The sequence below is a fragment of the bacterium genome (assembly GCA_031082185.1).
Lineage (GTDB): Bacteria > Sysuimicrobiota > Sysuimicrobiia > Sysuimicrobiales > Humicultoraceae > VGFA01.
The window spans coordinates 60642-85241 of the sequence record JAVHLI010000012.1 but is presented as its reverse complement, the minus strand read 5'-3'; the positions used below and the strand labels follow the sequence as shown (position 1 = coordinate 85241).

Annotated in this window: 24 protein-coding genes, 1 tRNA gene and 1 pseudogene; 7 read left to right on the top strand and 19 right to left on the bottom strand. The window is 66.6% G+C overall.

The genetic code is table 11. The features are described 5' to 3' along the window. Together RDU83_11365 and RDU83_11360 are read left to right on the top strand one after the other, a co-directional pair. The coding region (locus RDU83_11365) for a hypothetical protein (protein MDQ7841607.1) at positions 1 to 272 on the top strand (272 nt) is incomplete at its 5' end. 168 nt (positions 273 to 440) lie between these two features. Next, positions 441 to 2141, top strand: coding sequence for an AsmA family protein (locus tag RDU83_11360; protein ID MDQ7841606.1), 1701 nt, complete (start codon positions 441 to 443; stop codon positions 2139 to 2141). Between the two features lie 287 nt (positions 2142 to 2428). On the opposite strand, the gene RDU83_11355 is transcribed toward RDU83_11360, so the two are convergent. The 3 genes from RDU83_11355 to RDU83_11345 all read right to left on the bottom strand — a co-directional run bounded on the left by RDU83_11355 (position 2429) and on the right by RDU83_11345 (position 4460). Next, a complete protein-coding gene (locus RDU83_11355; protein MDQ7841605.1) occupies positions 2429 to 3172 on the bottom strand; it encodes a nucleotidyl transferase AbiEii/AbiGii toxin family protein in 744 nt (247 codons plus the stop codon). Then, a complete protein-coding gene (locus RDU83_11350) occupies positions 3153 to 3584 on the bottom strand; it encodes a hypothetical protein (protein ID MDQ7841604.1) in 432 nt (143 codons plus the stop codon). The genes RDU83_11355 and RDU83_11350 overlap by 20 nt, the downstream gene beginning before the upstream one ends. 306 nt (positions 3585 to 3890) lie before the next feature. Further along, entirely contained in the window at positions 3891 to 4460 is a 570-nt protein-coding gene (locus tag RDU83_11345; protein ID MDQ7841603.1) for a plasmid pRiA4b ORF-3 family protein, read from the bottom strand. 284 nt (positions 4461 to 4744) lie between these two features. Between RDU83_11345 and RDU83_11340 the strand changes: the two genes are divergently transcribed. From RDU83_11340 to RDU83_11330, 3 genes and pseudogenes are all read left to right on the top strand, one after another. Further along, on the top strand, positions 4745 to 4975 hold the full coding sequence (locus tag RDU83_11340) for a hypothetical protein (protein MDQ7841602.1): 231 nt from the start codon (positions 4745 to 4747) through the stop codon (positions 4973 to 4975). Beyond that, positions 4972 to 5412, top strand: coding sequence for a VapC toxin family PIN domain ribonuclease (locus RDU83_11335; protein ID MDQ7841601.1), 441 nt, complete (start codon positions 4972 to 4974; stop codon positions 5410 to 5412). Before RDU83_11340 ends, RDU83_11335 begins: the two co-directional genes overlap by 4 nt. A gap of 22 nt (positions 5413 to 5434) precedes the next feature. Then, positions 5435 to 5596: pseudogene (locus RDU83_11330) on the top strand (transposase). 53 nt (positions 5597 to 5649) lie between these two features. Here the strand turns inward: RDU83_11330 and argH are convergent. After that, positions 5650 to 7128, bottom strand: coding sequence for an argininosuccinate lyase (gene argH / locus RDU83_11325; GenBank protein MDQ7841600.1), 1479 nt, complete (start codon positions 7126 to 7128; stop codon positions 5650 to 5652). Between the two features lie 43 nt (positions 7129 to 7171). Then, positions 7172 to 8731, bottom strand: coding sequence for an ABC transporter substrate-binding protein (locus RDU83_11320; GenBank protein ID MDQ7841599.1), 1560 nt, complete (start codon positions 8729 to 8731; stop codon positions 7172 to 7174). A gap of 173 nt (positions 8732 to 8904) precedes the next feature. Here RDU83_11320 and RDU83_11315 point away from each other — a divergent pair, with 173 nt between their 5' ends. Continuing rightward, positions 8905 to 9162, top strand: coding sequence for a thermonuclease family protein (locus tag RDU83_11315; protein MDQ7841598.1), 258 nt, complete (start codon positions 8905 to 8907; stop codon positions 9160 to 9162). A 79-nt stretch (positions 9163 to 9241) separates the two neighbouring features. Here the strand turns inward: RDU83_11315 and RDU83_11310 are convergent. The 10 genes from RDU83_11310 to ispE form a co-directional block, all read right to left on the bottom strand. Beyond that, positions 9242 to 9318: transfer RNA gene (locus RDU83_11310), tRNA-Met, on the bottom strand. A 71-nt stretch (positions 9319 to 9389) separates the two neighbouring features. Next, the gene (locus tag RDU83_11305) at positions 9390 to 10508 is read right to left on the bottom strand and encodes an ABC transporter permease (GenBank protein MDQ7841597.1); all 1119 of its coding nucleotides are present in this window, start codon (positions 10506 to 10508) and stop codon (positions 9390 to 9392) included. Continuing rightward, the gene (locus RDU83_11300; protein ID MDQ7841596.1) at positions 10501 to 11523 is read right to left on the bottom strand and encodes an ABC transporter ATP-binding protein; all 1023 of its coding nucleotides are present in this window, start codon (positions 11521 to 11523) and stop codon (positions 10501 to 10503) included. Before RDU83_11300 ends, RDU83_11305 begins: the two co-directional genes overlap by 8 nt. A 1-nt stretch (position 11524) precedes the next feature. Next, complete coding sequence (locus RDU83_11295) at positions 11525 to 12463, bottom strand: ABC transporter ATP-binding protein (GenBank protein MDQ7841595.1); 939 nt, start codon at positions 12461 to 12463, stop codon at positions 11525 to 11527. Positions 12464 to 12466: 3 nt separating this feature from the next. Next, entirely contained in the window at positions 12467 to 13789 is a 1323-nt protein-coding gene (locus tag RDU83_11290) for an efflux RND transporter periplasmic adaptor subunit (protein ID MDQ7841594.1), read from the bottom strand. A gap of 36 nt (positions 13790 to 13825) precedes the next feature. Further along, positions 13826 to 15187 (bottom strand): TolC family protein, encoded by a 1362-nt coding sequence (locus RDU83_11285; protein ID MDQ7841593.1) that lies wholly within the window; start codon positions 15185 to 15187, stop codon positions 13826 to 13828. 27 nt (positions 15188 to 15214) lie between these two features. Further along, positions 15215 to 15817: an SMI1/KNR4 family protein gene (locus RDU83_11280; protein MDQ7841592.1), complete on the bottom strand. Its 603-nt coding sequence runs from the start codon at positions 15815 to 15817 to the stop codon at positions 15215 to 15217. A gap of 32 nt (positions 15818 to 15849) precedes the next feature. After that, positions 15850 to 16719, bottom strand: a complete 870-nt coding sequence (purR, locus tag RDU83_11275; GenBank protein MDQ7841591.1) for a pur operon repressor — start codon at positions 16717 to 16719, stop codon at positions 15850 to 15852. A gap of 6 nt (positions 16720 to 16725) precedes the next feature. Further along, positions 16726 to 17484, bottom strand: coding sequence for a nucleotidyltransferase family protein (locus RDU83_11270; protein ID MDQ7841590.1), 759 nt, complete (start codon positions 17482 to 17484; stop codon positions 16726 to 16728). Continuing rightward, positions 17484 to 18350: a 4-(cytidine 5'-diphospho)-2-C-methyl-D-erythritol kinase gene (gene ispE, locus RDU83_11265; GenBank protein ID MDQ7841589.1), complete on the bottom strand. Its 867-nt coding sequence runs from the start codon at positions 18348 to 18350 to the stop codon at positions 17484 to 17486. The genes RDU83_11270 and ispE overlap by 1 nt, the downstream gene beginning before the upstream one ends. A 232-nt stretch (positions 18351 to 18582) precedes the next feature. Here ispE and RDU83_11260 point away from each other — a divergent pair, with 232 nt between their 5' ends. Continuing rightward, a complete protein-coding gene (locus RDU83_11260) occupies positions 18583 to 19776 on the top strand; it encodes an LCP family protein (protein ID MDQ7841588.1) in 1194 nt (397 codons plus the stop codon). Between the two features lie 122 nt (positions 19777 to 19898). On the opposite strand, the gene RDU83_11255 is transcribed toward RDU83_11260, so the two are convergent. The 4 genes from RDU83_11255 to meaB all read right to left on the bottom strand — a co-directional run bounded on the left by RDU83_11255 (position 19899) and on the right by meaB (position 24596). Further along, positions 19899 to 21152, bottom strand: coding sequence for a PLP-dependent aminotransferase family protein (locus tag RDU83_11255; GenBank protein MDQ7841587.1), 1254 nt, complete (start codon positions 21150 to 21152; stop codon positions 19899 to 19901). Positions 21153 to 21216: 64 nt separating this feature from the next. Next, the gene (rsmA, locus tag RDU83_11250; GenBank protein ID MDQ7841586.1) at positions 21217 to 22110 is read right to left on the bottom strand and encodes a 16S rRNA (adenine(1518)-N(6)/adenine(1519)-N(6))-dimethyltransferase RsmA; all 894 of its coding nucleotides are present in this window, start codon (positions 22108 to 22110) and stop codon (positions 21217 to 21219) included. Positions 22111 to 22118: 8 nt separating this feature from the next. Then, positions 22119 to 23120, bottom strand: coding sequence for a ubiquitin-like domain-containing protein (locus tag RDU83_11245; protein ID MDQ7841585.1), 1002 nt, complete (start codon positions 23118 to 23120; stop codon positions 22119 to 22121). Positions 23121 to 23195: 75 nt separating this feature from the next. Next, positions 23196 to 24596, bottom strand: coding sequence for a methylmalonyl Co-A mutase-associated GTPase MeaB (gene meaB / locus RDU83_11240; GenBank protein ID MDQ7841584.1), 1401 nt, complete (start codon positions 24594 to 24596; stop codon positions 23196 to 23198). Positions 24597 to 24600: the final 4 nt, after the last annotated feature.

Below are 24600 nucleotides of genomic sequence, written 5' to 3'. Positions count from 1 at the left end.
TTTCTCTGGAGCAGCGGGTCGTTCAGATCGAGCGCCGGATCACGGAGGTGCTCAGTATTCCAGGAATCGACCGACGTAGCATCCCGCTTCTGGTTCGCCCGTTGGGACGGAGTGCCACGATCGTGGTGGCCGGCATAACTGTCATCACGGTAACGCCAGAAGACGCCGCGGGCACACACGTGACGACGATGGAGTTGGCTCGCCAGTGGGCGCGGCGTTTGATGGCGGGACTACAGCGCGCCTTCCCTAGCGCGACGTTCCATGGCTTCTGAGGGAAGAAGCCGGCTGGGTATCGAGTTGGAGCAAAGAATGTAGCGCAGGAGGACGGCCCCGGCGGCACCCTCGGGAGCCTTGTCGTCGGGGCCGTAGGAGCGTACGCTGGGGGTGTGATTCTTCTCTAAGATCCTCCAGCTCCTGACCAGGAGTCGGGGCGGTACGCCATGACCAAACCCTGGTACAGATCAAAGCGGTTCCGCATCGGGGGTGTGGTGCTGCTGCTGGTGCTGGTGGTGGCGGTAGCGCTCCCCTTGCTCGTCCCGGCCGATTGGTTCCGCCCGCTGCTCGTTCAGTTCATCGAAAGCTGCACCGGGCGCAGGGTCCAGATCGACGTGCTGAAGCTCCACCTCCTGCCGACGGTCCACCTGCGGGTCGTCAACCTCCGAGTGAAGAACCCCGAGGGTTTTGTCGCCGGCGACATGATGATCGTGAAATCGGTTGACCTCGGCGTCGCGCCCCTCGCGCTAATCTCCCGCAAGATGGTTGTGACGTACGTCGCCGTCAATGGTGTGCGCATGAATCTGCTTCGTGACCTGGCCGGCAAGACGAACTATGACCTCGCATCTATCGGATGTGGGGGCACTTCCTTCCTGTCGCTCGGCCGCATCGGCGCGGTAACCATTCGGAATGTGGAAGTCGCGTTCAGTACCTACGACCAGCGCCACCGGCAGGTCACGCCATTGTTCACCCTCAGCGGACTGAACGCCAAGGTTCCGGACGTGCGGCCGCCCGTACAGGACTGGGCTAAGAGCATGGAATTGACGTCTGACCTACGCGGCGTAGAGTTCTCCACCCCAGCGCTGACCAAGCCCATTCAGATCCAAAAGGGGGAGTTCACGATCACAGGCGGCACCGGGCGGGGAACCATTGCGGCGGCGCTGGAAGACACGCGCGCGGACGGCACGGTCACGATCGCTCGCCTTGATCCCCTCTCCGTCACGTTTACGGTAACCGTTCCCCAACTCAATCTCGATAGACTGGGGAGACTGATTGTCAGGGGTTCCGGGGAAGAACCGGACGTCCAGACAGCACCTCCGCAGCGCCGCCTGCTGGCGCGCGGAGATGTGCAGGTCGGCAAGATCCTGGTTGCTCCCCCGCTTGCGGCCGACGGCATGAATGGCCGACTGAGCGTGTACACGAACACCGTCCAATTGGATTCTTATACCCTCTCATTCTACGGGGGCACCGTCCTGGGCTCGGCCGCGCTGGACTATGCTGCCTCCGGCCTGCCGGCTGTCGCGACCGCGAAGGCGCGTGGGGTCGACCTTACCCAAATCATGAGAATCGCCGCGCCCCAGGCGCGCAAGATCACCGGAACGCTCGAGACTGATGTCCACATAGCGACAACGCTCAGACGAGACCCGAAGGCGACGCTGACGGGCGCGGGAACGTTCGCGGTGCGCAACGGGACCATCGAGGGGCTGGATCTCAAGAGCACCCTGGCCAAAATGGCCAGGGTCCTGCAACCCGACGTGCCCGGCGGCGTTACCCGGTTCAGCTACTTCGGCGGCGACCTTCGCGTCGCGCAGCAGCGCGTGCACAGCGTTGCCCTTCGGTTACATGCCGAGGGGTTGGAGGGAACGGCCGGAGGCAGCTTTGGCTTCGATAAGACGCTGGACTACGCGGGGACAGGTGTGCTGAAGGCCCTGACATCGACGACGTCGCCGTCAGGGGGCGCACCAGGATCGGTGGGGCGGATAATCGGTGGCGTGCTGCGAGGAACCGCGGTCGCGACCGGCTACCGCGTGCCGTTCTTCGTGCGAGGCACCTTCGACGATCCCCAGTTTTCCCAATCGCGCACGCCTCAGCCAGTGCGGGACCAAGACCCTCAACAGCCCAACCTGCCTGTCCTACCGAACCGGTAGGGCCGGCACCGCCTCCCCGAGCCTCGCGGCATCGCGAGAATGAACCAATCCCGTCCCGGTCAACCCAGGACGGGACTGTAGGTAATGCTGGTAGCGGGGGGAGAATCTGAACCTCCGACCCACCGGTCCCACACCTGGCACATCTACTCCCAGATCCCCTGTTCGGGGTTCCACGTACCCTCGGCGGTCTCACCTAGCACAACATCCAGCCAAGCACCGACAAGCCTGTGGGCCTCCGTCACCTCCAACGTGATCCCTACGCGCTCCGCCTCCACACGGTAGGCCCGCTACCAGTCGCCAGGCGGCGGCGGGACCCGCCCGGGAACTGGATGAGTGGCGCGGTTCTTGAAGGTACGGTGAATCGCGTCGCGAAGCCGCTGTGCGTCCACGCGCTCGAACGTGCGGATTAGCAGGAAATCCACGAGGTCGCGGACCCGGGTGCTGCCTCGGCCCTCCCCATACGTGCGCGTATACGCATGGAGCTTCTCCGCCACCTGGCGTTCCAGGGGGACTAGCAGCACGTCGATCGGTCCGAGGCCCACCGAAGCCAGGAGGCCGGGCCGCTGGGCGCGCTCGACCTCCCAGACGTCCGGCGGCGCCAGCGTCACGTCAGCCTGCAGCACCTCGAACCGCACGCCCCCAACAGGGCATTCCAGCCGGAACCGGGTGGCGAGGTCAAGACCTCCCTCTCGCAGTCCGAGGCTGCCCGTGATGGCGAACTCGAAGTAGTCGCCGAGGTCTACTTCTGTCGCGGCAAGGAGGCCTGCGCGCGCGGCTTCGGCGCCCTGCACGTGGTCAGCGTCCATGTCCATGGAGGCGCGTGCGCGCCCGCTCAACCGGGTGTCCAGGGCGAGGCCGCCTTTCAGGGCCCAGCGGTTTGGAGCGACGTAGCCCAGCCGAACGATAAGCCGATCCAATGCGGCCTGGCGCCGCACGACGGTGAGAGGAGTCCCTGTCTTGCGCGCGTATATCCGCAGTCGCTCATCAACGGAAGCACGGAAGTGGGCGGGATCAGCGAACTGCCGTTCCACGCCGGGCCTCCTCGATAGCCCGATCGAGCAGTCGCTCCACCCGCGCGGGTCTGCCCTGCGCGGCGCGCTTCAAATCCTCGCTGGTGACGAGGCCGCGCTCGAGTGCGGCTGCTACTGCGTCCACAATGTATCCGGGATCGGTGCCCGCCTCGGCTGTGTCGATGATCGTGCGTGCCGGGGAAGTAATCCGAACCCCAAACCGGCGTACCACGTCTCCCCTGCCGAAGGCGCGCGTCGTCGTGTGGATGCAGACAGAGGGCCATCGAGGCCGGTTGCCCGGCGGCCGGAATTCGCGTGGAACGGTCAGGTCGATCTTGTGCGGCCTGACTGTGGAGAGGTCATGGAGGGAGAGCGCGGTTTCGTGAGAGACGACGGCCCGGTCGAAACCAGCCTTGACCCAAGCGGCGACCACATCCTCGTGCGATGATGACGGGAACTCACGGATACGGTAGAAGCCTCGGCTGATCTCGCCTGCGCAGCACTGAAGTAGCCGGCCTGGGCGGAGGCAGTCTCAAACAGCCGCCGACGCTTCTCGTGTTTTGCCGTCCTGTCGTGGGCCACTCTGCCCTGGTCTCCTGCGCGGCTAGGCCTTGAGCGTGGCGATCTCTATGTCTATGACACTTACACATTGATCGACACGCAAGCGTTTCGGCATGGCAGCGGGCGATTGGCCATCCACGAATCATGGATACTTGCGGGCGAGCCGAATCTCGCCGACTCACCTCATCCTGCGCAACGCGACGTTGACCTCCTCTAGGTCGAATGCCGCGGGGTCGAAGGCGCCACCGATCCATTCCTTCATGCTCCCATGCTCCGGGTGGCGTGGGTCGCTGATTGCGTGGAGGAAATCGGCGTATCCCCAGATCCCGCCGCAATCCTCGGGCGGGCACGCGCGCTTCCCAGCAAGACAGACGGGGTGCTGAATGCCAGCCTTGATCTCTTGCACCCCTTCGACCAGGACGTCGTGACGCCAGCAGTCGCCGAAGTCGTACTCGTACACAAACTTGGCAGGTGTCCCGAGAACCACATCCCGCAATCTCACGCGTCTTTCATCCCTCACCTCGAAGCTCTCTGCAGGGATGTCGTCAGGATCGGGCACCCGATAGTAGATCTCACCCACGATGAACTGATGGAGATGTGAATCCGTCCAACCCATCACGACCTGAAGCACCCGGTGCAGCCTGTACAGGGTGATACTCCCCGGAACCTGGAACCGCCTCCAGATCGGTGGCCTGCTTCCCTGCAACGTCACCTTGATCTGACAAACCTGGACAGGAGTCTTGTCCATCGCTCCACACCCGCGGGATATCCAGTCTGCCTCCCAAGTCCCGGAACGAGTTCCCCCTCACGCCATTTCCCGGCGCTGGCGCAATCTGACATTTCGATGCTAGGGGGGTATGGCTCCTGTGCGATCCCTCTCTGGCGTAGCCACTCACGAAACTCGGTAGCGGGGGGAGGTCAAGATGAACTCGCGGCGCGCCACAGCATGGCCGCCTACCTCCAGCCGTGAAGACGGCGCCGAATGATGCGAGGCCCTAGCCAAAAGCATCAAGGTCGTGGTACGATGCTGACGTGCCAAGGACAACGCTGACGATCGAAGACGATGCGATGAAGGTCGCGAAGATGCATGCCATGCGCCACCGGATGACGCTGGGTCAGGCCGTCAGCGAACTGGTCAGGCAGGCGGCTGAGCGCTCTCTTGTGACCGAGGATCGGAACGGGCTTCACGTGGTCCGCCTGAATCGGCGATCCCCCACAGTCACGGCGGCGCTTGTCGACCGCCTTCGCGAAGAACTTCCGTGAAGACGGCACTCCTCGACATCAACATCCTGACGGCACTGCTTTGGCCGGCGCACGAACACCACGAGGCCGCCCATCGATGGTTTCGCGCTCGTGCGAATGCCCACTGGGCGACATGCCCGCTCACACAGCTCGGCTTCATTCGAATCGTCTCCAACCCCGCCTTCTCACGCGACGCTCTCACGCCGGCCGAGGCGGTCGCGCTACTTGCTAAGAACCTGAAGCACCCGGCTCACGAGTTCTGGACGGAGAGCCTCCAAGTGCCGGCTGCCGTCAGGGTAATGGAACCTGGGTTGCACGGCTACCGGCAACTCACCGACGCCTACCTCCTGGCATTGGCGGGTCGCCGCAAAGCCGTGTTGGCCACATTCGATCGCGGTCTCCGCACACTCGCGGGCGACACCTTCGACTCGGCCCTCGAAATCGTCCTAGGGATATAGCAGAGAGACCCGAGAGGGCGTCCGCGTCCTCAGCCAGGCGCTGATGGAGCTCGAGGTCGCTCAGCGCGTGGGGGCGGAACGGTGTGAGCGGACCGGCGATCGGACCGGGCAGCGGAATGGCCATCGCGAGCAGGCGTGGGATATGCGGGTCAGCACGATCGACCTGTCTGCCGGTAGCGGGTAGCCACCTTGCTGTGCGGTGCTCGCCCCTGTCTATGTCGGATGGGGGAGCACCGACTACGCAAGAGGTGCCGTCAGGAGCCGCTTCTCCACCGCCTGCTGATCAGCGTCTGCTTGATCAAGCCACCCGCGGCATACAGCCAATGCCTCCCGGGCTACGGCCAGCGATTGCGCCACCCGGATTGGCGCCGTGCCTCCCGGCACATCCTTGGCTGCGAGAGCGCCCTCGATTGACACCGCCGACAGGACATCGGCCTCGAAGTGGGGTGACACTTGTTTGAGGGTCCCAAGTGGCATCTCCCACAACTCCCGGCCGTCATCCTCCGCTCTCAGAACCACCTGTCCAGCAAGGCGGTGGGCTTCGCGGAATGGCACACCGCGACGTACCAGGTAGTCGGCAACCTCGGTCGCGGTCAGGAAACCTCCGTGCAGTGCCGCCTCCATCCGATCGCGACGCACTATGAGCCGCTCGACTACCAGGCTCATGGCGCCCACGGCCACTTCGCCGGCGCGGAACGCGGCAAGTGTTGGGGTCTTGTCTTCGCGAAGGTCAAGGTTGTATGCGGGCGGCACGCCCTTGAGGACTGTTGCCAGCACCACAAGTTGACCCAAACCGACCCCGGCCTGGGCGCGCGCAAGTTCAAGAAGATCAGGGTTCCGCTTCTGAGGCATCAGGCTGCTTCCGGCCGTGATCGCATCCGGCAGACCGATGAAACCGAACTCCTGGGATGCCCAGATTATGAGCTCCTCGGCCCATCGCGAGAGGTTTATCAGGAAACAGGATACGCACGCGACTGCCTCGAAGGCGAAATCGCGATTGCCGGTGGCATCGACGCTGTTCTCGCTCGCCTGTGCAAACCCCAGGAGTTCTGCCTGCCGGACCCGATCAACCGGGAAGCCGGTCCCTGCGATGGCTCCAGAACCCAATGGACACACGTCAACGTGCCTATAGGCACTCTGGAGCCGCTCGATGTCTCGCAGAAGCATCCAGAAGTACGCGAGCCAGTGGTGCGATAGCAGCACTGGCTGGGCCCGCTGCAGATGAGTATAGCCGGGAAGCGCCACGTCCCCAACCTCGTCCACGCGGCGCAACAGGATCCGCTGGAGTGAACTGATGCCTCGCGCCAAGCGGCGGATAAGGTCTTTGAGGAGGAGGCGGAATGCCGTAACCACTTGGTCGTTCCGACTGCGTCCGGTCTGCAACCATCCTGCGGATATCCCGAGTCGGGACGTCAGCGTAGCCTCGATGAACGTGTGCACATCCTCGTGCTCGTCGGAGGGGATCAGCAGGCCGGCATCCGCCTCGGCCAGCATCTGTCGGAGCGCACACACGAGCCCAGTCGCTTCCGTCAACGGGATGGCCTTGGCTTCTCCCAGCGACACCACGTGTGCAATGCTGCCCAGAAGATCCCATCGCAGCAGGTGCCGGCTCACTGGGGGCGCGGTAAGGAGCGCGCTGAGTCGCGGATCCGGCTGATCCTTGAATCTACCTCCCCACATCCGGTACCGGTGGCCTGGCTCGTTGGGCCCACTCATGGTTCACTCATACTGGGTGACCCCTCGCGCGAAATGGTCCGCGCTACCGCCTCTCAAGCCAGACATTCCAGTAGAAGGTGCCCGGAACGCCGGCGTATCCTTTCACCTCATCCCGTAGGACGTGCAGAAGGAAGTAGTCCCCCAGCCTGACGGTCGCGGCGTCCTCGTAAAGCATCCGCTGCGCGCGTTGCCATAGCTCTCTTCTGACCTTGGGATCAACGTGACGCCTCAAGAGACTAAGGAGTCCTGTTACCTCCCGATTCTCGTACCACCCTGGCCATCCCGGCTGCAGGAAGGTCAAGAGTACTGGATCCGGCACGAAGGTGAAGCGTGTAGTAAAGACATCCCAAAGTTCCGGGCGCACTCGTCGCGAGACAACTGTTGCCAGATCGGTCGTCTGCAGGTCGATCACAAACCCCGCGCGCTCAAGCTGGCTCTTCGCAATGGTTGCTGAGTCAATGTGTGGTGCTTGATCACCTGCCACGAGCCATCGAACCGGCTGCCCCTGATAGCCTGCCCCCGCGAGGAGTTGCCGTGCCTTCTCCGGATTCCTTTGGTTGTAGAATTCCCGCCCGGCGTCGGTCCACATGGGGTGTTCTTTTGGCATCAGGCTTGGGCCGGTACGCCAGAACTGCCGGGGGCCGTAGACTCCCCGCATCAGCGCCTCAGTATCCAGTGCGGCCAAGAACGCATGCCTAATGCGCTTGTCCTTCATCAGTCCTTCCCGATGATTGAAGACAAACCCGTGCCAATTCGCCACTGGGATCACATGGGGTGCGATCCCGCGGGTTTCGCGAAGCCGATTGTACTCATCGGGGGGAATCGTGTCGGCGAATTGAAACTCGCCGCGAATGGTCCCCGCCACCCGCACAGCCGGATCGGGAATCGGCAGGAAGAAGATCGTATCGAGGTACGCCTCCCGCCGGCCAGCCATGCCGCTGGGGGCCTCATCGACCGGCTTGTACTGGTCAAAGCGGTCAAGCCGTATGTGGCGGTCAGGAATATGCTCTACAAACCGATACGGGCCAGTACCTATGAAACGGCGGACCATGCCCGTCCCGGCCTCATCCACAACCTCTTTCGGGTAGATCACGGCGCCCTGGGTCGGCCAGCTTAGAATCAAGGGTACCAGGGCGTTGGGATCGCGGAGTCGCAACTCGACCAAGTATCGATCGGTGGCGGTTAGTGAGACCGTGTCGCGGAATAGCTCGCGCCCTCGAGCCGCCAACCGACCCCAGCGCGCCAGCGACGCAACCACATCGTCAGCCACCAACTCGCGGCCGTGATGAAACTGTACACCCTGGCGCAAACGGAACGTGTAGACCAGCCGATTGGCGCTGAGCTTCCAGCTCTCCAGGAGCAATGGGCGGGGTTCATAGGCTGCGTTCAGGGCGAAGAGCCCCTCGTAGATGTGCACTCCAATGTCTTGGGGAACGGCCGCCGTGGTCCAGTGCAGATCAAGGGTTAGAGGCTCACCAATATGGGCATGACGAAGGATGCCACCGCGACGGGTTTGCGCGGCACCCGGCCCCGCCGTGCAGAGCAGCGACGCGGCAAGCACGACCGAAGTAACAAAGAGAACCAATCTGGCGAACCTTGGCATAGTCCGTTGCTCCCCTCCTGTACCACCGCTGGGAATCTCTTGGGGCCCGCGAGTCACTACACTGATCCTAGTTCAATTGTTAGTTTCCGCATTCCTTCAGTTGGAGGGCCCAGTGCGGTTCCCCTCCAGGCTCTCCCTGCGAAGCGGGCGTATGAGCACATCAGCCTTCTTGCGTGCGGACCACCAATCCTCGTGTAGGCGTCGGGGGGAACAGAAAGGTGGGGCTTGAGCTAGACGTTCAAGCCCGCGACCGGCATGGGCGAAAGCTGGCGTACTTATGGCTACAGAATGGCGACATGTTCAGCATCCTGATCCTGAAGGAAGGTTATGCCCAAGTACTCACAATCCCTCCAAACGTGCGCGATGCAGAGGCGTCTCTTTCCTGCGAGAGAGAAGCGCGACAGGCACGTAGAGGGCTTTTGGGAAGATGACAGATCGATTATCCACACATAGACCCAAACAAGCAGGCAGGGCGCGAGCCGAAACTCGCGCCCTGCCCGTATTGGAACTTGGTAGCGGGGGGAGGATTTGAACCTCCGACCTTCGGGTTATGAGCCCGACGAGCTACCGGACTGCTCCACCCCGCGTCGCCGTCTTTGATGGTACCCCTCATCCAAGGTTGTGTCAATCGCCCCTACGACATCGCCCACACGCCCCCCTACTCCAGCTTCTTCTGGAACCTCGCCACGCTCACCGCAAAGAACGCCGCACCCAGCAGCGCCATAGGCACGATCTGGTCCCAAAGGGCCACGAGGCCTACCCCCTTGAGAATGATCCCCCGCACGATCACCAGGTAGTATGTGATCGGCAGCGCGTAGCCGAGCCACTGGATGAAGACCGGCATCCCCTCGCGCGGGAACATGAAGCCCGAGATCAGAATAGAGGGCAGGAAGATGAAGAACGCGCCCTGCATCGCCTGGCGCTGGGTGCGCGAAATGGTGGAAACCAGTATCCCCAACCCGAGCGTTGAGAAGTAGAAGAAGACCGTGACCGAATAGAGCAGCAGCAGACTGCCGCGTATAGGCACCTCAAACCAGTAGGCCGCCACCAGCAGGGCCAGCGTGATGTCAACGTAGCCCAGGATCACGTAGGGCAAGATCTTCCCCAGCATCAGCTCGCCCTTCCGTATCGGCGTGACCACGAGCTGCTCGATCGTCCCCAGCTCCCGCTCGCGCACGATTGCGATCGCGGTCAGGAGGGTCGTTATCAACTGTAGAATCACCGCCAGCAGCCCGGGCACCATGAAGTTGGCGCTGCGCAGGTCGGGGTTGTACCAGGCCTGTGTGCGCACCTCCACGGGCACGCGCGCATCGGTGCCCCCGAGCATGCGGCCGACGATCTCCAGTGACGTCACCTGGCCGATGGCCTCGGCCGTGGACAGGGCGGTGCGGGCCACCAGGGGGTCGGAGGCGTCCACGATCACCGCCACGCGGGCGGTGGCGCCGCGGCGCAGCCGGTCGGCGTAGTCCGGAGGGACCGCGATGATCACCCGGGCCTTGCCGCGTTGGACCAGGTCCTCGGCAGAGCGCAGGCTGTCGTCCCGGTAGCGCACCAGGAAGTACCGGCTGGCCTCGAATCGCTCCACCAGCGCGCGGCTCTCCTGCGTCCTGGAGTGGTCAACGACAACTGTCGGAAGACGCTCCACATCTGTGGCGATCGCATACCCGAACAGCAGCAACTGGATCACAGGCATCAGGAGTGCCATCGCCAGCGTGCGCGGGTCGCGCACGAGCTGGATAAACTCCTTGACGATGATTGCGCCCAGGCGCCTACCCATCTGGCCCACCTCCCGGGGCATCGCCGGTCAGGCTCACGAATATGTCCTCCAGCGAAGGAGCAATCGGCGCGATCGCATCCACACGGATGCCCGCGTCGGCAAGGTCGCGGGCCAGGGCCTCTGCCGCCTCCTGCGCCTTCGCCGCCTCCTGCGCCTCTCCCGCCCCCTCCGCCCGCGACACCAGAACGTGGATCGCGGTGCCGTACAGCGCCGCGCTCCGCACGCGCGGTGAGAGGCGGAGGAAGTCGAACGCGCGCATCCACTCCCGGCAGACCACCCGCAACAGCAGGCCCGGCATGTGCCGGCGTTTGATCTCCTCGGGCGCGCCCTCGGCGACGATCCGGCCGCCGTAGATGAACGCCAGCCGGTCGCAGTGCTCGGCCTCATCCATGTAGTGGGTGGTAACCATAACGGTGGTGCCCTCATCGGCGAACCGGTAGATCAGGTCCCAGAACTGCCGGCGCGACAGCGGATCCACGCCCGAGGTGGGCTCGTCCAGCAGCAGCAGGTCTGGGTGGTGCATCACCGCGCACCCCAGGGCCAGGCGCTGCCGCCACCCTCCTGAGAGCGTGGAGACCAGGTCACGGTCGCGTCCGGCCAAGCCGGATGACTCGATCCAGGAGCCGACCTTCTCGCGCGTCGCGCGGGTGTCGAGCCCGTAGATCCTGGCGTAGAACCGCAGTTGCTCGACAACGGTAAGGTCGGCGTATAGGCTGGCCCGCTGGCTCATGTAGCCGATGCGTGCCTTCAGCGTCTCGCGTTGGCTGCGCACGTCGAAACCGAGCACCCGCGCCTCTCCGGCCGTGGGATCCATGATGCCGCAGAGCATGCGGATTGTGGTGGTCTTTCCGGCGCCGTTGGGACCCAGGAAGCCGTAGACCTCACCGCGGTGGATCTCGAGGTTGATCCCGTTCACGGCGATCATGTCGCCGAACCGCTTGGTCAGCCCGCGCGCCAAGACCGCGGCCTCGCGCGGCGCAGCCTCCCTGGGTGCCAACGGTGCTTCGGGGGGCATCCTACCGGCCTGCCTGACTCATAAGCGAGATGAACACATCCTCCAGTGAAGCAGGGGCCACGCGCAGCGACCGCAACGAGATGCCCGCCCGGTCTAAGGCGTCGCGCACCTGGGACTCGGCCGCGGCGGAGGAGGGCACGGTCAGGTGCAGAGTGTCTCCGAAGACGCTGCCGGTGAGCACCGCCTTGATGCCGAGCGCGACCGCCAGCGCGCGGCGGCGTGGCTCAGCCACGATCTCCAGGACCTCGCCCTGCATCTGCACCTTCATGCCTTCAGGAGGCGCCACCGACAGCAGCCGCCCCCCGTACATGAAGCCAATGCGCGTGCAGCGATCCGCCTCGTCCATGTAGGGCGTCGCCACCAGCACCGTGGTGCCCCGACTGTTGAGGTCGTAGAGAATGCTCCAGAACTCGCGCCGGGAGACCGGGTCCACACCGGTCGTAGGCTCGTCGAGCAACAGCAGCCGGGGCTCGTGTATCAATGTGCACGCCAGCGCCAGCTTCTGGCGCATCCCGCCTGAGAGGTGCTCCGCCAGTTTGCGCACGAACGGCCCGAGCCGGCTGAAAGCCAGAAGCCGCTCGGTGCGTGAAGCAATTTCGCCGCGTGGCACCTGGTAGGCCTCGGCGAAGAAATGCAGGTTCTCGCCTACGGTCAGGTCGCGGTAGAGCGCGAACGTCTGGGGCATGTACCCTATCCGCTGGCGGAGCAGTTCGGGCTGCGTGCGAACGTCGGCACCGGCGACCGTGGCGCTGCCTTCTGAGGGGTCGAGGATCCCGGCCAGCAGGCGCAGCAGGGTGGTCTTGCCGGCGCCGTCCGGACCGATGAGGCCGAACACCTCGCCCGGCGCCACGCTGAAGGAGATCCGGTCAACGGCGGCGACCGGGCCGAACGACCTGCTCAGGCCCTCGGTGGTGACGGCCGCGTCAGGTGGCGCGTGCATGCCTCACGGCGACGATGTGCCTGTGTGGATCCTTGCATCGGCCGGCATGCCGGGCTTGAGCAGGCCCTCCGGGTTCTCCAGCGTCAGGCGCACCGCGAACACCAGCTTGGCGCGCTCCTGTTGGGTCGCCACGTTACGTGGCGTGAACTCGGCCTGGCTTGCGATCTCGGTCACCCGACCTGAGAAGGCCCGGTCTGGAAACGCGTCCACGAACACCTCGCCGCGCTGCCCAACGCGCAGCCTGCCCAGGCGGGCCTCGGGCACGTAGACGCGGATCCACACGGTGCTCAGGTCGGCCACGGTGAGAACCGGTACTCCGGCTCCGACGATCTCGCCCGGCTCGACGCTGCGGGAAAGCGCCACGCCACCGATCGGGGATGTCAGGATCAAGTTGGCCCCCACGGCCTGCGCGTAGCGCAGCACGGCCTCGGCCTGCGCCAGCGCGGCGCGGGCGACCGCGACTTCCGCTTCGCGCTGCGCGACCAGATCCTTTGCCGTCTTCGCGCCGGCGTAGGCCGCCTGAGCCTGGGCCTCTTGGGCCTGGGCCACCACCACGTCCTGCCGGCGGATGGATGTCTGCCGGGCTCCGGCCTGCGCCAGTTCCAGCGCCGCGCGCGCCTGCTCGACCTGCCGGCGCGCGACCACCTCCTGGGCCGCGGCCGCGGCCTCCTGTGCTGCCAGCACGTCCACCGCGGCCCGCGCGGCATCCACTGCCTGGGCGGCCACCGCACCCTCCCGGAACAACGCCGCGGCACGAGTGAGGTCCGCCTCGGCCTTCTTTAGGTTTGCCCGCACAGCCCCACGGCCGGCCGTAGCCGCGGCCAGCGACGCCTCGGCCTGAGCCACCGCGGCCTGGGCCTGGGCGATCTGCTGCTCGGACTGCGCCTGCTGAAGCTCCACGGCCTCCCTGGCCTGTGGAACCCGGGCCTGAGCAGCGCTCTGCGCGGCCTCTGCCTGACCGATGGTGGCAGGCGACTGCTGGCGCTGCGCGCGCAGCGCCACTTCGGCCTGCGAGAGGCGCGCCCGGGCCGCGGAGACGGCGGCCCCGGCCTGAGCGACCTGGGCATCCACTTCCTGCCTGTCGAAGCGAACCAACACAGCCCCGGCAACCACCTCGTCACCCGAGCCGACCAGCACATCCAGAACCCGCCCCGGCATCTTGGCAGCGATGTGCACCTGCGTGGCCTCTATGGTGCCGGAGCCCTCGATGATCGTGCTGTTGACCGCGTTGCGGCCTGCCAGGTATTGCGCCGCGCCGTAGGCCGCCAGCGCGGCCACCAGCACCAGGGGTACGAGGGGTACCCGCCGCCCGTGGAGGGTCACCATCTGAACCCACCGCGCCGCCCGCTGAGCATCACGGTCCTACTCCACCGCGCCCCCGACCGCCCGCTCGAGCTGCGCCCGCGCCAGGTTCACGTTGAAGAGCGCCAGGATTCGGTTGCCCTCTGCCTGCGACAGTGAAGCCTGCGCCGTAACCACCTCCAGGTTGGTGGAGACGCCGGCCGCGAATCGGACGTTGGCGATGCGCAGCCCTTCCTGTGCCAGCTCGACTGCCTTGTCGGCGGCGGCCATCTCCTCGGCGGCAGAGGAGAAGTTGAGCAGCGCGCGCCGGACTTCCAGCTCAATCCCCTGCCGGATCTGCGCCTCGACCTCGCGAAGCTGCTCGACCTTGGCCTCGGCCTCGCGCACCCGCTGGGCGGTCACGCCGCCATCAAACAGCGGCACCGTGGCCGCGAGGGTCACCGCCCAACCGGATGTCGTGACCGACGATCCACTTGCGTTGCCGTAGCTCGGCCCGCCGGAAAGCACCACCGCAGGGCGCCCTCCCGCGCGCGCGATCTCGATCGCAGCCAGTGCCATGTCAACGCGGGCGCGGTGCTCGATCAGCTCGGGCCGTCCTTCGAGCGCGCGGCGCACCAGGGCCGCGGTATCGCCGCGGATCGGAACAACTGTCATCGTCTCGCGCGGCTGCAGCACGGTATCCAGCGGCAGGGCCATCAGTGCGTTCAGACCGTGCTGCGCCAGCGCCAGGGAGTTCCGGGCGCGAATCCCTCCCTGCCTGGCGTTCGCCTGGCTCACCTCTGCCTGCACCTCGTCGAAACGGGGCGAGACACCCGCGGCCACACGTGCCCGGGCCACGCGCAGGTTCTCGTCGGCGGCGGTCACCGCGCGCGCCGCCACCTCGACGCCGGCCTGGGCCAGGAGCATCTGGAAGTACGCCTGCTTGACGTCTAGCACGACCTGGTGCTTGGCCCGTTCCAGCGCCGCCTCCGCCCCTCTTAGGTTGGCCTGCACGAGGGCGATCTGGGACTCGATGCGCCCGCCGCTGTACAGCGGGACCTGATAGGTGATAGCCGCGGAGTACACGTTGGGATCCGGGGCCGGCAGCGTGATGACGATCGGATCTGTGATTCCGGGAATCGTCCCTGGCGGGATGACCATCGTACTGCCTTCCCGCATGTTCACCCGCGTGTACGAGGCGGACAGCACAATCTGGCCCGACTTCACCGCCTCGGCCTGCGCCAGTTGCGCACGGGCGATCTTCACCTCGACCGCGGCGGCCCGCAGTCCGTGGTTCTTCTGTGCGGACAGCGTCAGCGCCTCGACCAGCGTCACCGGCCTGGGCGCCTGCGCGGCCGCCGGGAGGACAGGCGTCGCGAGCACCATGACGGCTACAGCGGATGCAGCGAATGCGCCGAGTCGTCGGCGTGTGGTTGATCTCATCTCATCCTCCATGCGGGCGGAAAGGGTTCACCGCCACCTGATCAGGGCAGGGTCGTGGGCCAGCGTCCACGCCTCGTTGGAGCGCCACGGCGAGAGCGCTCCGGGGCGCACGATCACCTTCCTGTTAGTCCAGTCAACTTCCTTCCGTGCGCGCGGATTCCCGTCAGCCCGATAATGCCACTTCACGTCCTGCGTGACAAACCACAGATAGTTCAGGTAGGAGGAGGCCACGATTTCGGTGATCTCCCCTGCGCCGGCGTCAAAGAACCCGACAGGGGACTCGCCGCCGACGCCCTGGCGATCCAGCAGCAGCACGTACTGGTTGCCGCAGCCGTCGCTGCCTACCTCGACCCAGCCATCCCACCAGCAGACAGGCCCCCAGTGGGCCCGGGCCTGCCGGGTGGCATGAACCATGTCGAGGGCCGACTGTATCGGTGGGACGCCCAACACGGGCTCGCTCACGATGAACCCACCGTTATGGACCGACAGCACGGCCAGCAGCGAGGGCTGGAACCGTACTCCCATCTCGGTCTGGGCACGGGCCATTGCGCGCGCGCCTGCCGGCGGGTTGAGCCGGACCACACCGGGCTCGAAGAACGCCAACTCCTCCCTGACTTCCTCCAGCGTCACCGCGCTGCTCCCTGCGGCCGGTCCCTACCGTCCTACAATGCCGCGATCCACCGACTGGGACCAACCAGGGCCTCACCGCTCGCTCCGACGCCGCGATAGGTAATCAGGGCAAGGTAGCGATCCAGCATCTTGTCGGCAGGCCTCTCTGTTTCAACAAATACCCCAATACCCACAACTTCAGCCTGGAACTCGCGCATCAGGTCCCCCACACCGCGGGCAGTGCCGCCCCCGCGCAGGAAATCGTCAATGAACAGCACGCGTGCGCGCTGGGGGATGGCCCTAAGCGGCAGCGTCATCGTCTGCACCGTCTGCGACGATCCCGACAGGTAGTTGACGCTGACCGAGGGGGCATCGGTGATCTTGCCTTCCCGGCGGACTGTCACCATCGGCACGTTGAACGCGCGTGCGGTCATGAGCGCCAGCGGGATGCCTTTGACCTCCATGGTCAGCACGCAGTCGGGACGCGCGTCCCAGAACAGAGTGGCGAACACCTCGCCCATCTCCGCGGCCACGGACGGCGAGGATATTAGATCGGTCATCTGGAGGAACCCGCCGGGGAGCACGCGTCCCGGCTCCCTGAGCCGCCCGCTGAGATCCTCGACCAGGCGCCGGATCTGCGCCGGGGTGCGGTGCGGTCGGAAGCGGATCCCGCCGGAGGCGCCGGGCACGGTGACGATCCGACCCAGACCGAACCGCTCGCAGGCCGCCCTCAGCAGGGCCAGGTCCTCGCTTATCGTGGACTTAGCGGCGCCCAGCAGTTCAGCGAAGCCGGCCAGCGAGTGCAGACGGTCAGGGGACTGCATCAGCCTGTGGGAGAGCACCACCATGCGCTCGCCGCGGCGAAGCCGCCGACCGGAACGCTCCCCGTCGGAACGTGCCTTCGCGTCCTTCCGGCGCGGCATCTCCGGCTACGGCTCCGGAAGCGGCTCCAGGACCGCGCGGATCGCGGCCAGGTTCTCGGGCCGGTCGGCATCCACGTCGAGCGCCATCTCGGGACCGTCGAGCACTACTGCACGGCCGCGAAGCCCGCTGATCGCGTGCGCCCGCGCCTCCAGCTCGGCGATAGAGAGCCGGCCCGAGGCAAACCGCATGACCGTCGCCAATCCGAAGAGTTGGGCCAGCAGCCATGGCTTCTTTCGTGCGGCGATCGCCTGCTCGACCAGCGGCCGAATCCGCTCCAGCGCCGCAGGCGCGAAGAGCACAATGCTGCCGCCGCAAAACGTCCCGTCGGTAAGCTTCACATAGGTCTTGCGGGCGGTGGGGAAGCGACGCTCGATCGCGGCCTGTGGCACGATCGCGTAGTAGAAGTCAAACTCTCCCGTGCAGAGCCCCAGGAACCGCTCCACCGCGTCCGGCGTGATCAGCGGCAGGTCCGATGCCACCGCGACCACGCGCTCTCTATCTCTCAGAGGGGCCACGCCTGCGGCGATGTTGTCCATCATCGAGCCCTGATCCGGGACGATCTCCGCCGAAGATCCCAGAAGGGCCGCCAGGGGCTCCGGCGGCCCGACGACCACGATCCTCCCAATGCTGGAGCTGCCGCGCAGGGTGGTCACGACGCGCTCCACCAGCGCCAGGCCGCCGATCTGGAGGAACGCCTTGTTCGGAAGGCCCGGGGCCAGATCTGGCTCCGGCCCTCCACCGGCCAGCACGATAGCGGAAGGCACTAGCGTTCCTCCGAGAAGGTGCGCGTCACGATGACATCCACCTCATCCCGCGTTCCCAGGTCCTCGGCAAGGTGCCTGGCCGCGGCCTCGTTGGCCATCAACCCGTAGACGGTGGGCCCAGTGCCGCTCATCGCGGCCCCATAGGCCTCACCCCGCAGGATCCGCGCCTTCAGATCGGCGACGATGGGATGGTGGCCGGCGACAACCTCCTCGAACACGTTCCCCACTAGGCGCCCGACCGCGGGCAGATCTCGCTTGGCCACCGCATCCAAGAGCAGCGGGATGTCTGGACGGCCGGTAATCTCCGCGGGCCGTATGCGCCCGTAGGCCCACTCGGTCAGCACCGGGAATCGGGGCCTGGCCAGCACCACCCAGGTGGCCGGCAGCGGCGCGAGCGGCTGGAGCCGTTCGCCCCTTCCCCGGGCCAAGGCGGCGCCGCCGCTCAGAAAGAACGGCACGTCCGAGCCGAGCCGCGCCGCCAGCGCGTAGAGCTCGCGGCGGTCGAGCCGCAGCTTCCACATCTGGGCCAGCCCGATCAGCATCATCGCGGCGTCGGCGCTGCCTCCACCAAGGCCGGCAGCCACGGGAATGCGTTTGCGCACCTCGATCTCTACCGGCCGCGCCACGCCGTACTTCTCCCGCAACAGCGCGGCCGTGCGGTACAGCAGGCTGCCCGCGTCCGTTGGGATTGAGGGGTCGTCGGTGGTGACGAGGATCCCCTCGCCCGACTCGCGCAGCGTTATCGAGTCGTGCAGCGCGATCGTGTGGAGGACGGTCTCGATCTCGTGATACCCGTCCTCACGACGCTGCAGTACATCCAGGGCTAGGTTGACTTTGGCGTAGGCATTGAGGCGCAATTCCTTCACAACATCGCCCCCCCCGTGCGGCTCTGCGGCACTAAATAGTTAGGTGCCGGGGGGCACTAATCCTCCGTGGGAGGCGGCCTTCGTTGCGCAGGCCGGACGGTTCCCGTAAGATAGCCCCGTGGCCGAACAACTCCCTGACAAAGTGGACCACGCGCCGGGCGCCCAGACGGCAGATCCTGAGCCCCCCGCGGCACCTCCGCCCCCTCCTCCCCGCAGGCGCTGGTGGCGGGCTGTGGTTTGGGCCGTCCCGGCCGCCGTGCTGGTGGCCGGCGGATTTGCGCTGGGAATCTACCTGTACATTCTGAGCCAGGTGACCATAGGCACAGGCGAGGCCGTCGTGGGGCGGCGCAACGCCGAGGCCTTCGGCTGGCCGCTCCGCCTGACCGGCCGGGTGAACGTCCTCCTGATAGGCATTGACGTAGCCCTCGACAATCGCCGCCAGGTGATGAACTTTGCACGGGCGGACACCATCATCCTGGTCTCGTTCGATCCCGATGGCGAGCGGATCACTGCGCTTTCCATACCGCGCGATACACGGGCCGAGATCCCGCGCCACGGCGTCACCAAGATCAACGCCTCGTACGCCTACGGCGGTCCGCGCCTGACGATCAAGACGGTGGAGCGCCTCCTGGGAGTCAGGGTGGACTACTACATCAAACTGGGACCCGAGTCGTTCGCGCGCCTGGTGGACGCCGTCGGAGGCATCGAGATAGACGTCGAGAAGGACATGCGGTACACCGACAGCTGGGCCGGGTTTACCGTGGACCTGAAGAAGGGGCGGCAGCGGCTGAACGGCGACCAGGTCGCGGGCTACATCCGCTTCCGCCACGACCCCTTGGGCGACATCGGCCGGGTGAACCGCCAGCATCAGGTGATCATGACGTTGGTCCGGCAGCTCAAGCAGCCCTCCACGCTCCTGGCCGGTCCGCGGCTGCTGGGCGCCTTTGCCCGCAACGCGCAGACCAACCTAACCCGTGCTGAACTGATGACCCTGGGCGTGTTCGCGGTGCGCGCGCGTGGGGCGCCGCTGCGCGTGGAGACGCTGCCCGGCAACTTCGCGCCCTTGTACTGGGAGCCCGATCCGGTCAGGATGCGCGCGGTGATAGCGGACCTCTTCTACGGCCTGGCCGAAGAGGATCTGAAGACCCTGCCGATCGAGGTGCAGAACGCCAGCGGCGTCCCCGGCCTGGGCCAGCAGGCGGCGGCCCGCATCGGGGCGCTTGGATTCAAGATGGTCACGGTGCGCGCCGCGGAAGAACCGGCAGAGGTGACGACGATCATTGATCGCGCCGACCGGCCTCGCACCGCACGCGCGCTGGCTTCTGCGCTGGGCGGGTTCGCGGTCAGAAAAGAACCGCCGGCGCCCGGTGGTGGGATCACCGTGCTGCTTGCCAAGGATGCGGTGGCGAAGCTGCGCGGTCCGTAGAAAACGTCAGCGGCCGCCTGCTGCCGAGTTAGGCCGGGCCGCTCCCGAAGGAGTTACCTCCTCCCATCTCAACCAGCTGCGTACCGCTGACGGTGCGAAAGTAACACGCACCCGTGACCCCGTCAATCCGAAACCTTTGTTCCCTCCCTGTGGATTGTGTGGACAGGCGCCGGCACGCTGCGGCGCACGATCCGGCCCAGGCGGGCGATGCCCTCCGTGATCTGGGCCTCGGATGGGTAGGAGAAGTTCAGGCGCAGCGTATTCTGGCCGCTTCCGTCGGCGTGGAACGGCTGCCCCGGAACGTAGGCCACGGCCTCTTCCTCGAGCGCAACCTTGAGCATCGTGCCCGCGTCCATCCCCTCGGGAAGACGCACCCAGAGGAACAGCCCTCCCTCCGGTCGCGTCCAGGACACGCCCTCGGGCATCTCGCGCGCCAGCGCTTCGAGCATTGCGTCCCTCTTGCGCCGGTAGAGCCCCACCACCGTGGGAAGCCGTTTCATCAGCGTCCCGCGGGCCAGCAGGACCGCCGCGATCGCCTGCGTCAACGCCGGGCCGCAGAGATCCATCCCCTGCTTCACGGTCACGCAGCGCGAGATGATCGGCTGGGGGCCGGCAATCCAGCCTATTCGGAGGCCGGGCGCCAGCGTCTTGCTGAAGGTGGAGAGGTAGAGAGTGCGCCCTTCGGTATCGAGCGCGGTGATCGGTGGCGGAGCGCTCCCGAGGAAGCGCATCTCACGGTAGGGGTTGTCCTCGATGACCAGGGTGTCAAACTCGCCGGCCAGCTCTAGCAGGCGCTCGCGGCGCGCCCGGCTCCAGGTGATCCCGGACGGGTTCTGGAAGTCAGGCACGGCGTAAAGGAATTTCGGGCGGCGGCCCTCCTGCCGCAGGCGCGTCAGGGCGCCGTGCAGTGCGTGTACGTTGATGCCGTCGTCGTCCTGGGGAACGCCGACCATCTCCACCCCGTACGTGCGGAAGGCCTGCAACCCGCCCAGGTAGGTCGGCAGCTCGACCACGATCACGTCCCCGGGATCGAGGAGCACACGGCCAACGATATCGAGCGCCTGCTGTGAGCCCGTCGTGATCAGGACGTCATCGCGGCAGGTCTTGATTCCGTCCTTGGCCATCCATCGGACGAGTTCCTCGCGCAGGATTGGATCGCCTTCGGTGGTCGCGTACTGCAGCGCCGTCTTGCCCTCGTTCTCCAGGACCTCGCGCGTCACGTCCTGGAGCTCTGCGATCGGAAAGGTGGCCGGATCGGGCAGGCCGCCGGCAAAGGAAATGACGTTCCCCGGGCGGGTCAGCTTGAGTAGTTCCCGGATCACGGAGCGCTCCGTCCGCCGCGCGAGCGTGGACAGGAAGGACTCGTAGTCTAGCATCTCAGTTCCACCCCACTTGGTTCCAGCGTTACTTCCATTACTGGCATCTTCCCCGCCTACCGGCTCACTCCCTGTCGGCGAGGGCGCGCGCCAGGAGGGAGAACTCTGAGAGCGAAAGACTCTCCCCCCGGCGCCGCGGGTCAACCCCGGCCGCCCGGCAGAGCTCCTCGACAGCGGCCGCGGGCAGGGGCGTCCCTCGGATGGACTGCAGCGCCGAGCGCAGCATCTTCCGGCGCTGACCGAACGCGGCGCGGGCCACGGCCATCAGCACCGGCATCAGAGGGCGCGGCACCGCGGGCTCTTCCCGCACCTCCAACCGGACGATGGCAGAGTTCACCGCTGGCGGCGGGAAGAACGCCGACCGGGGCACCCGGGCGACGATGGCTGCGGCCGCGCGCGCCTGTACAGCCACGGAGAGCAGGCCGTAGGACTTGCCGCCGGGCGGAGCGACTATGCGGCCGGCCACCTCGTGCTGGACCATCACGACGAACCGGCGGCCGAGTCCGGCCTCCAGCAGGTTGATCAGGAGCGGCGAGGCGATGGCGTAGGGCAGGTTGGCCACGACCGCTTCCGGCGCCTCCGGCAGCATCTCCGGGGTCAGGGTCATGGCGTCGGCGTGCACGATGCGGACGTTGGGATAAGGAACGCAAACCGCCCGCAGAACCGGGATGAACCTGCCGTCCACCTCCACCGCCGTGACCCGCGCGCCGGCCCGCGCCAGCGCCACGGTGAGCGTGCCGACTCCGGCGCCTACCTCCAAGACGGTCTCGCCGGGCTTGATCCCGGCCGAGGACAGGATCCGGTCCAGCACGTGGCGGCTGACAAGGAAGTGCTGGCCGCGCGAGGGGCGCAGGCGCAGGCCCGCCGCTGCCAGGGCCGCGCGGAGCCCCGATGGTGTTACCAAGTCCAGCTCGGCCAGGTCCAGCTTGGCCAGGGCGAGTCCGGCGGCGTCTTCCAAGACGGCGCCTACTTCCTGCGCGGGGGCGGCACCGAGAGGATGTACACGCGCACCGGCCGGCGACCGAACTGGTAGGCCTCCCGCGCGGTGCCAAAACCCAGATCAATCCTGTGGCCCTTGATTGCCCCGCCGGTATCCCCGGCGATGGCGCGGCCGTATCCCTCAATGAACAGCTCGGACCGCAGCGGGATCACACGGGGATCCACCGCCACAACGCCGTAGCCGGCCCGCATTCCGATCGCGGTAGTGCCGTTAACACCCTTGCCGTGCCAGGGCGCGTAGGCGGTGGCTTCCATGTGGACTATCTCTTTCCCGGCAAACTCCCCTCGGGTGGCTATGATCCGACGGATTCCAACCTGCGAGATCTGGTCCTGCGGGGGCCGAGCCAGCACGGCGCCGATAACCTGCCTGTTCACCACCTGCCCGTCCGCGGTCGTGACCGCGATTCGGAGCATCCGGGCGCCGGGCCTGCCCGCCTGCACCAGGCGGGTCATCCCGCGCGGCAGCGTCCCGTCAGGCCTGACCAGGCGCGCGAACGGAAGGCGCTCCTCCTTGATGACGAGCACGACATTGATGCGCACGACCCTGACCACCGCCCCGGACCACAACCGGGTTTCCATGGACGGATGGACGCGGTCGCGCGGCTGCAGGAGCACCCCGCCGTGGCGCTCGGCCAGGAACTCCTCCACGGACTCGGCTACGGTCATGAACTTGAGCGTTCGACCGTCAACGATCAGGGTCACTGGAAACGCGCGCCTGATGCTGACAGTCATCTCCGGGATCACGCGCTCGGCCGGCCCTGGGATGACCCGGTCATAGGGCCTGACACCAACTCCTGCTTCCTCAAGCACGCCTCCCACCGTGGCCTGGTAGGTCCATACCTTCCGGACACCTGCCTCGGTTGCCAGGGCAACTATCGTGGGACGCTGTGCCAGGGCCGCAGCTCCGACCGCGAGCGATGCGGCCGTCACGAACATCGCCAGCACCCGGCGAGACATCGAGGGGCGCATTCGCTCACCTCCTGTGGGGATGAAGATCAGGGCGGCCGAAACCGCGCAAAGGCATATCGGGGTGGTAGTTCTATTCTACCGCTCTTCGGGCAGGGGGGCAACCCGCGGGGCGGGCTCGACCAGTTCCACGAGCACCCCATGGGTCCCCTTGGGATGGAGGAATACCACGCGGGTGCCGTGCGCGCCCGGCCTGGGAGTCGCATCAACGGGCTCAAAACCCGCTGCCCGTGCGCCCTCCAGCGCCAGTGCCACGTCGGGCACCACCAGCGCGACGTGGTGCACACCCTCGCCGCGGCGCTCTAGGAACCGGGCGATCGGCCCCTCAGAGGTAAGTGGCTCCAGGAGCTCAATCCTGGTCCCTCCGGCGGCAAAGAAGACCATCGTTACGCCCTGCGCCGGAAGCTGCTCGGACGGGCCGCCCCGGAGCCCGAGCGCCTCGCGGTAGAACCGCGCCGCCTCGGTTATGCTGCGGACCGCCACGCCGATGTGGTCCACCCGAACGCTCCCAGAGGCCGCGCCCCCGGCAGCGTCGCGGCCCGCATCCAGCAGCCGGAGGGCTGCGCCGCGCGTGTCAAGTTGACCGGAGGCCACCAGTTCAACCAGCTCATCCAGCGAGGCAACCGCGGCGCCGCCCATGGTCTGGGCCCGCAGGCGCGCCTCGACCGCTCGGACGACCTCCCTCCGCCACCGGGCTTTCCTTCGGGCCGCCAGGGCGCCGCTCTGTTCCAGGTAGCGCGCATGGCTGGAGACCGCACCAAGGACCTCTGCAACGCCCTCGCCGGTCGTGGCAACCGTGGGCAGAACCGGAGGCCGCCAGGCGCCTTCAGGCGCCATTGCCAGCACCATCCTCAGGTCGTTCACCGCCCGGTCGGCTTCAGGACGGTCGGCCTTGTTGACAACGAACACGTCGCCGATCTCCATTACGCCGGCCTTCAGGGCCTGCACGCCGTCACCCAGCCCGGGCGCGCTCACAACCACCACGGTGTCGGCCGCGGAGACCACGTCCACCTCGGCCTGCCCGGTGCCCACGGTCTCGACGAAGACCGTTGCGGCGCCCCAGGCATCCAGCACGGCCACGGCCTCGCCTGTGGCCGGCGCCAGCCCGCCCAGGCTGCCGCGGGTGGCCATCGAGCGCACGAAGACCTCCGGGTCGGTGCTGTGATCCTGCATCCGGATGCGGTCGCCCAACAGCGCGCCGCCGGTGAACGGACTGCTGGGGTCCACGGCGATCACGCCGACGCGCCGACCCTGCGCACGCAGGGCGCGAATGGCCCCGTTGACCAGCGTGCTCTTGCCGGACCCCGGCGGTCCGGTGATTCCGACCACGTGGGCGCGCCCTGTGTGCGGGAACAGCGCCCGCAGCGCCACCGCCGCATCCTCGCCGTCGTTCTCGATCAGCGTGAGCAGGCGTGCGGCCGCCTGGACGGACCCGGCCACAACGGCGGAGGCCAGGCGGAGGATCTCGTCGGCGTTCACGATC

What these genes read in the sequence shown, in the direction of transcription:
- RDU83_11255 (MDQ7841587.1), bottom strand. Translation starts at nt 21,152, where the DNA reads ATGCTAGACTACGAGTCCTTCCTGTCCACGCTCGCGCGGCGGACGGAG.
- RDU83_11300 (MDQ7841596.1), bottom strand. Translation starts at nt 11,523, where the DNA reads ATGCCCCCCGAAGCACCGTTGGCACCCAGGGAGGCTGCGCCGCGCGAG.
- RDU83_11285 (MDQ7841593.1), bottom strand. Translation starts at nt 15,187, where the DNA reads ATGAGATCAACCACACGCCGACGACTCGGCGCATTCGCTGCATCCGCT.
- RDU83_11290 (MDQ7841594.1), bottom strand. Translation starts at nt 13,789, where the DNA reads ATGGTGACCCTCCACGGGCGGCGGGTACCCCTCGTACCCCTGGTGCTG.
- purR (MDQ7841591.1), bottom strand. Translation starts at nt 16,719, where the DNA reads ATGCCGCGCCGGAAGGACGCGAAGGCACGTTCCGACGGGGAGCGTTCC.
- RDU83_11295 (MDQ7841595.1), bottom strand. Translation starts at nt 12,463, where the DNA reads ATGCACGCGCCACCTGACGCGGCCGTCACCACCGAGGGCCTGAGCAGG.
- RDU83_11345 (MDQ7841603.1), bottom strand. Translation starts at nt 4,460, where the DNA reads ATGGACAAGACTCCTGTCCAGGTTTGTCAGATCAAGGTGACGTTGCAG.
- RDU83_11305 (MDQ7841597.1), bottom strand. Translation starts at nt 10,508, where the DNA reads ATGGGTAGGCGCCTGGGCGCAATCATCGTCAAGGAGTTTATCCAGCTC.
- RDU83_11320 (MDQ7841599.1), bottom strand. Translation starts at nt 8,731, where the DNA reads ATGCCAAGGTTCGCCAGATTGGTTCTCTTTGTTACTTCGGTCGTGCTT.
- argH (MDQ7841600.1), bottom strand. Translation starts at nt 7,128, where the DNA reads ATGAGTGGGCCCAACGAGCCAGGCCACCGGTACCGGATGTGGGGAGGT.
- RDU83_11360 (MDQ7841606.1), top strand. Translation starts at nt 441, where the DNA reads ATGACCAAACCCTGGTACAGATCAAAGCGGTTCCGCATCGGGGGTGTG.
- RDU83_11245 (MDQ7841585.1), bottom strand. Translation starts at nt 23,120, where the DNA reads ATGCGCCCCTCGATGTCTCGCCGGGTGCTGGCGATGTTCGTGACGGCC.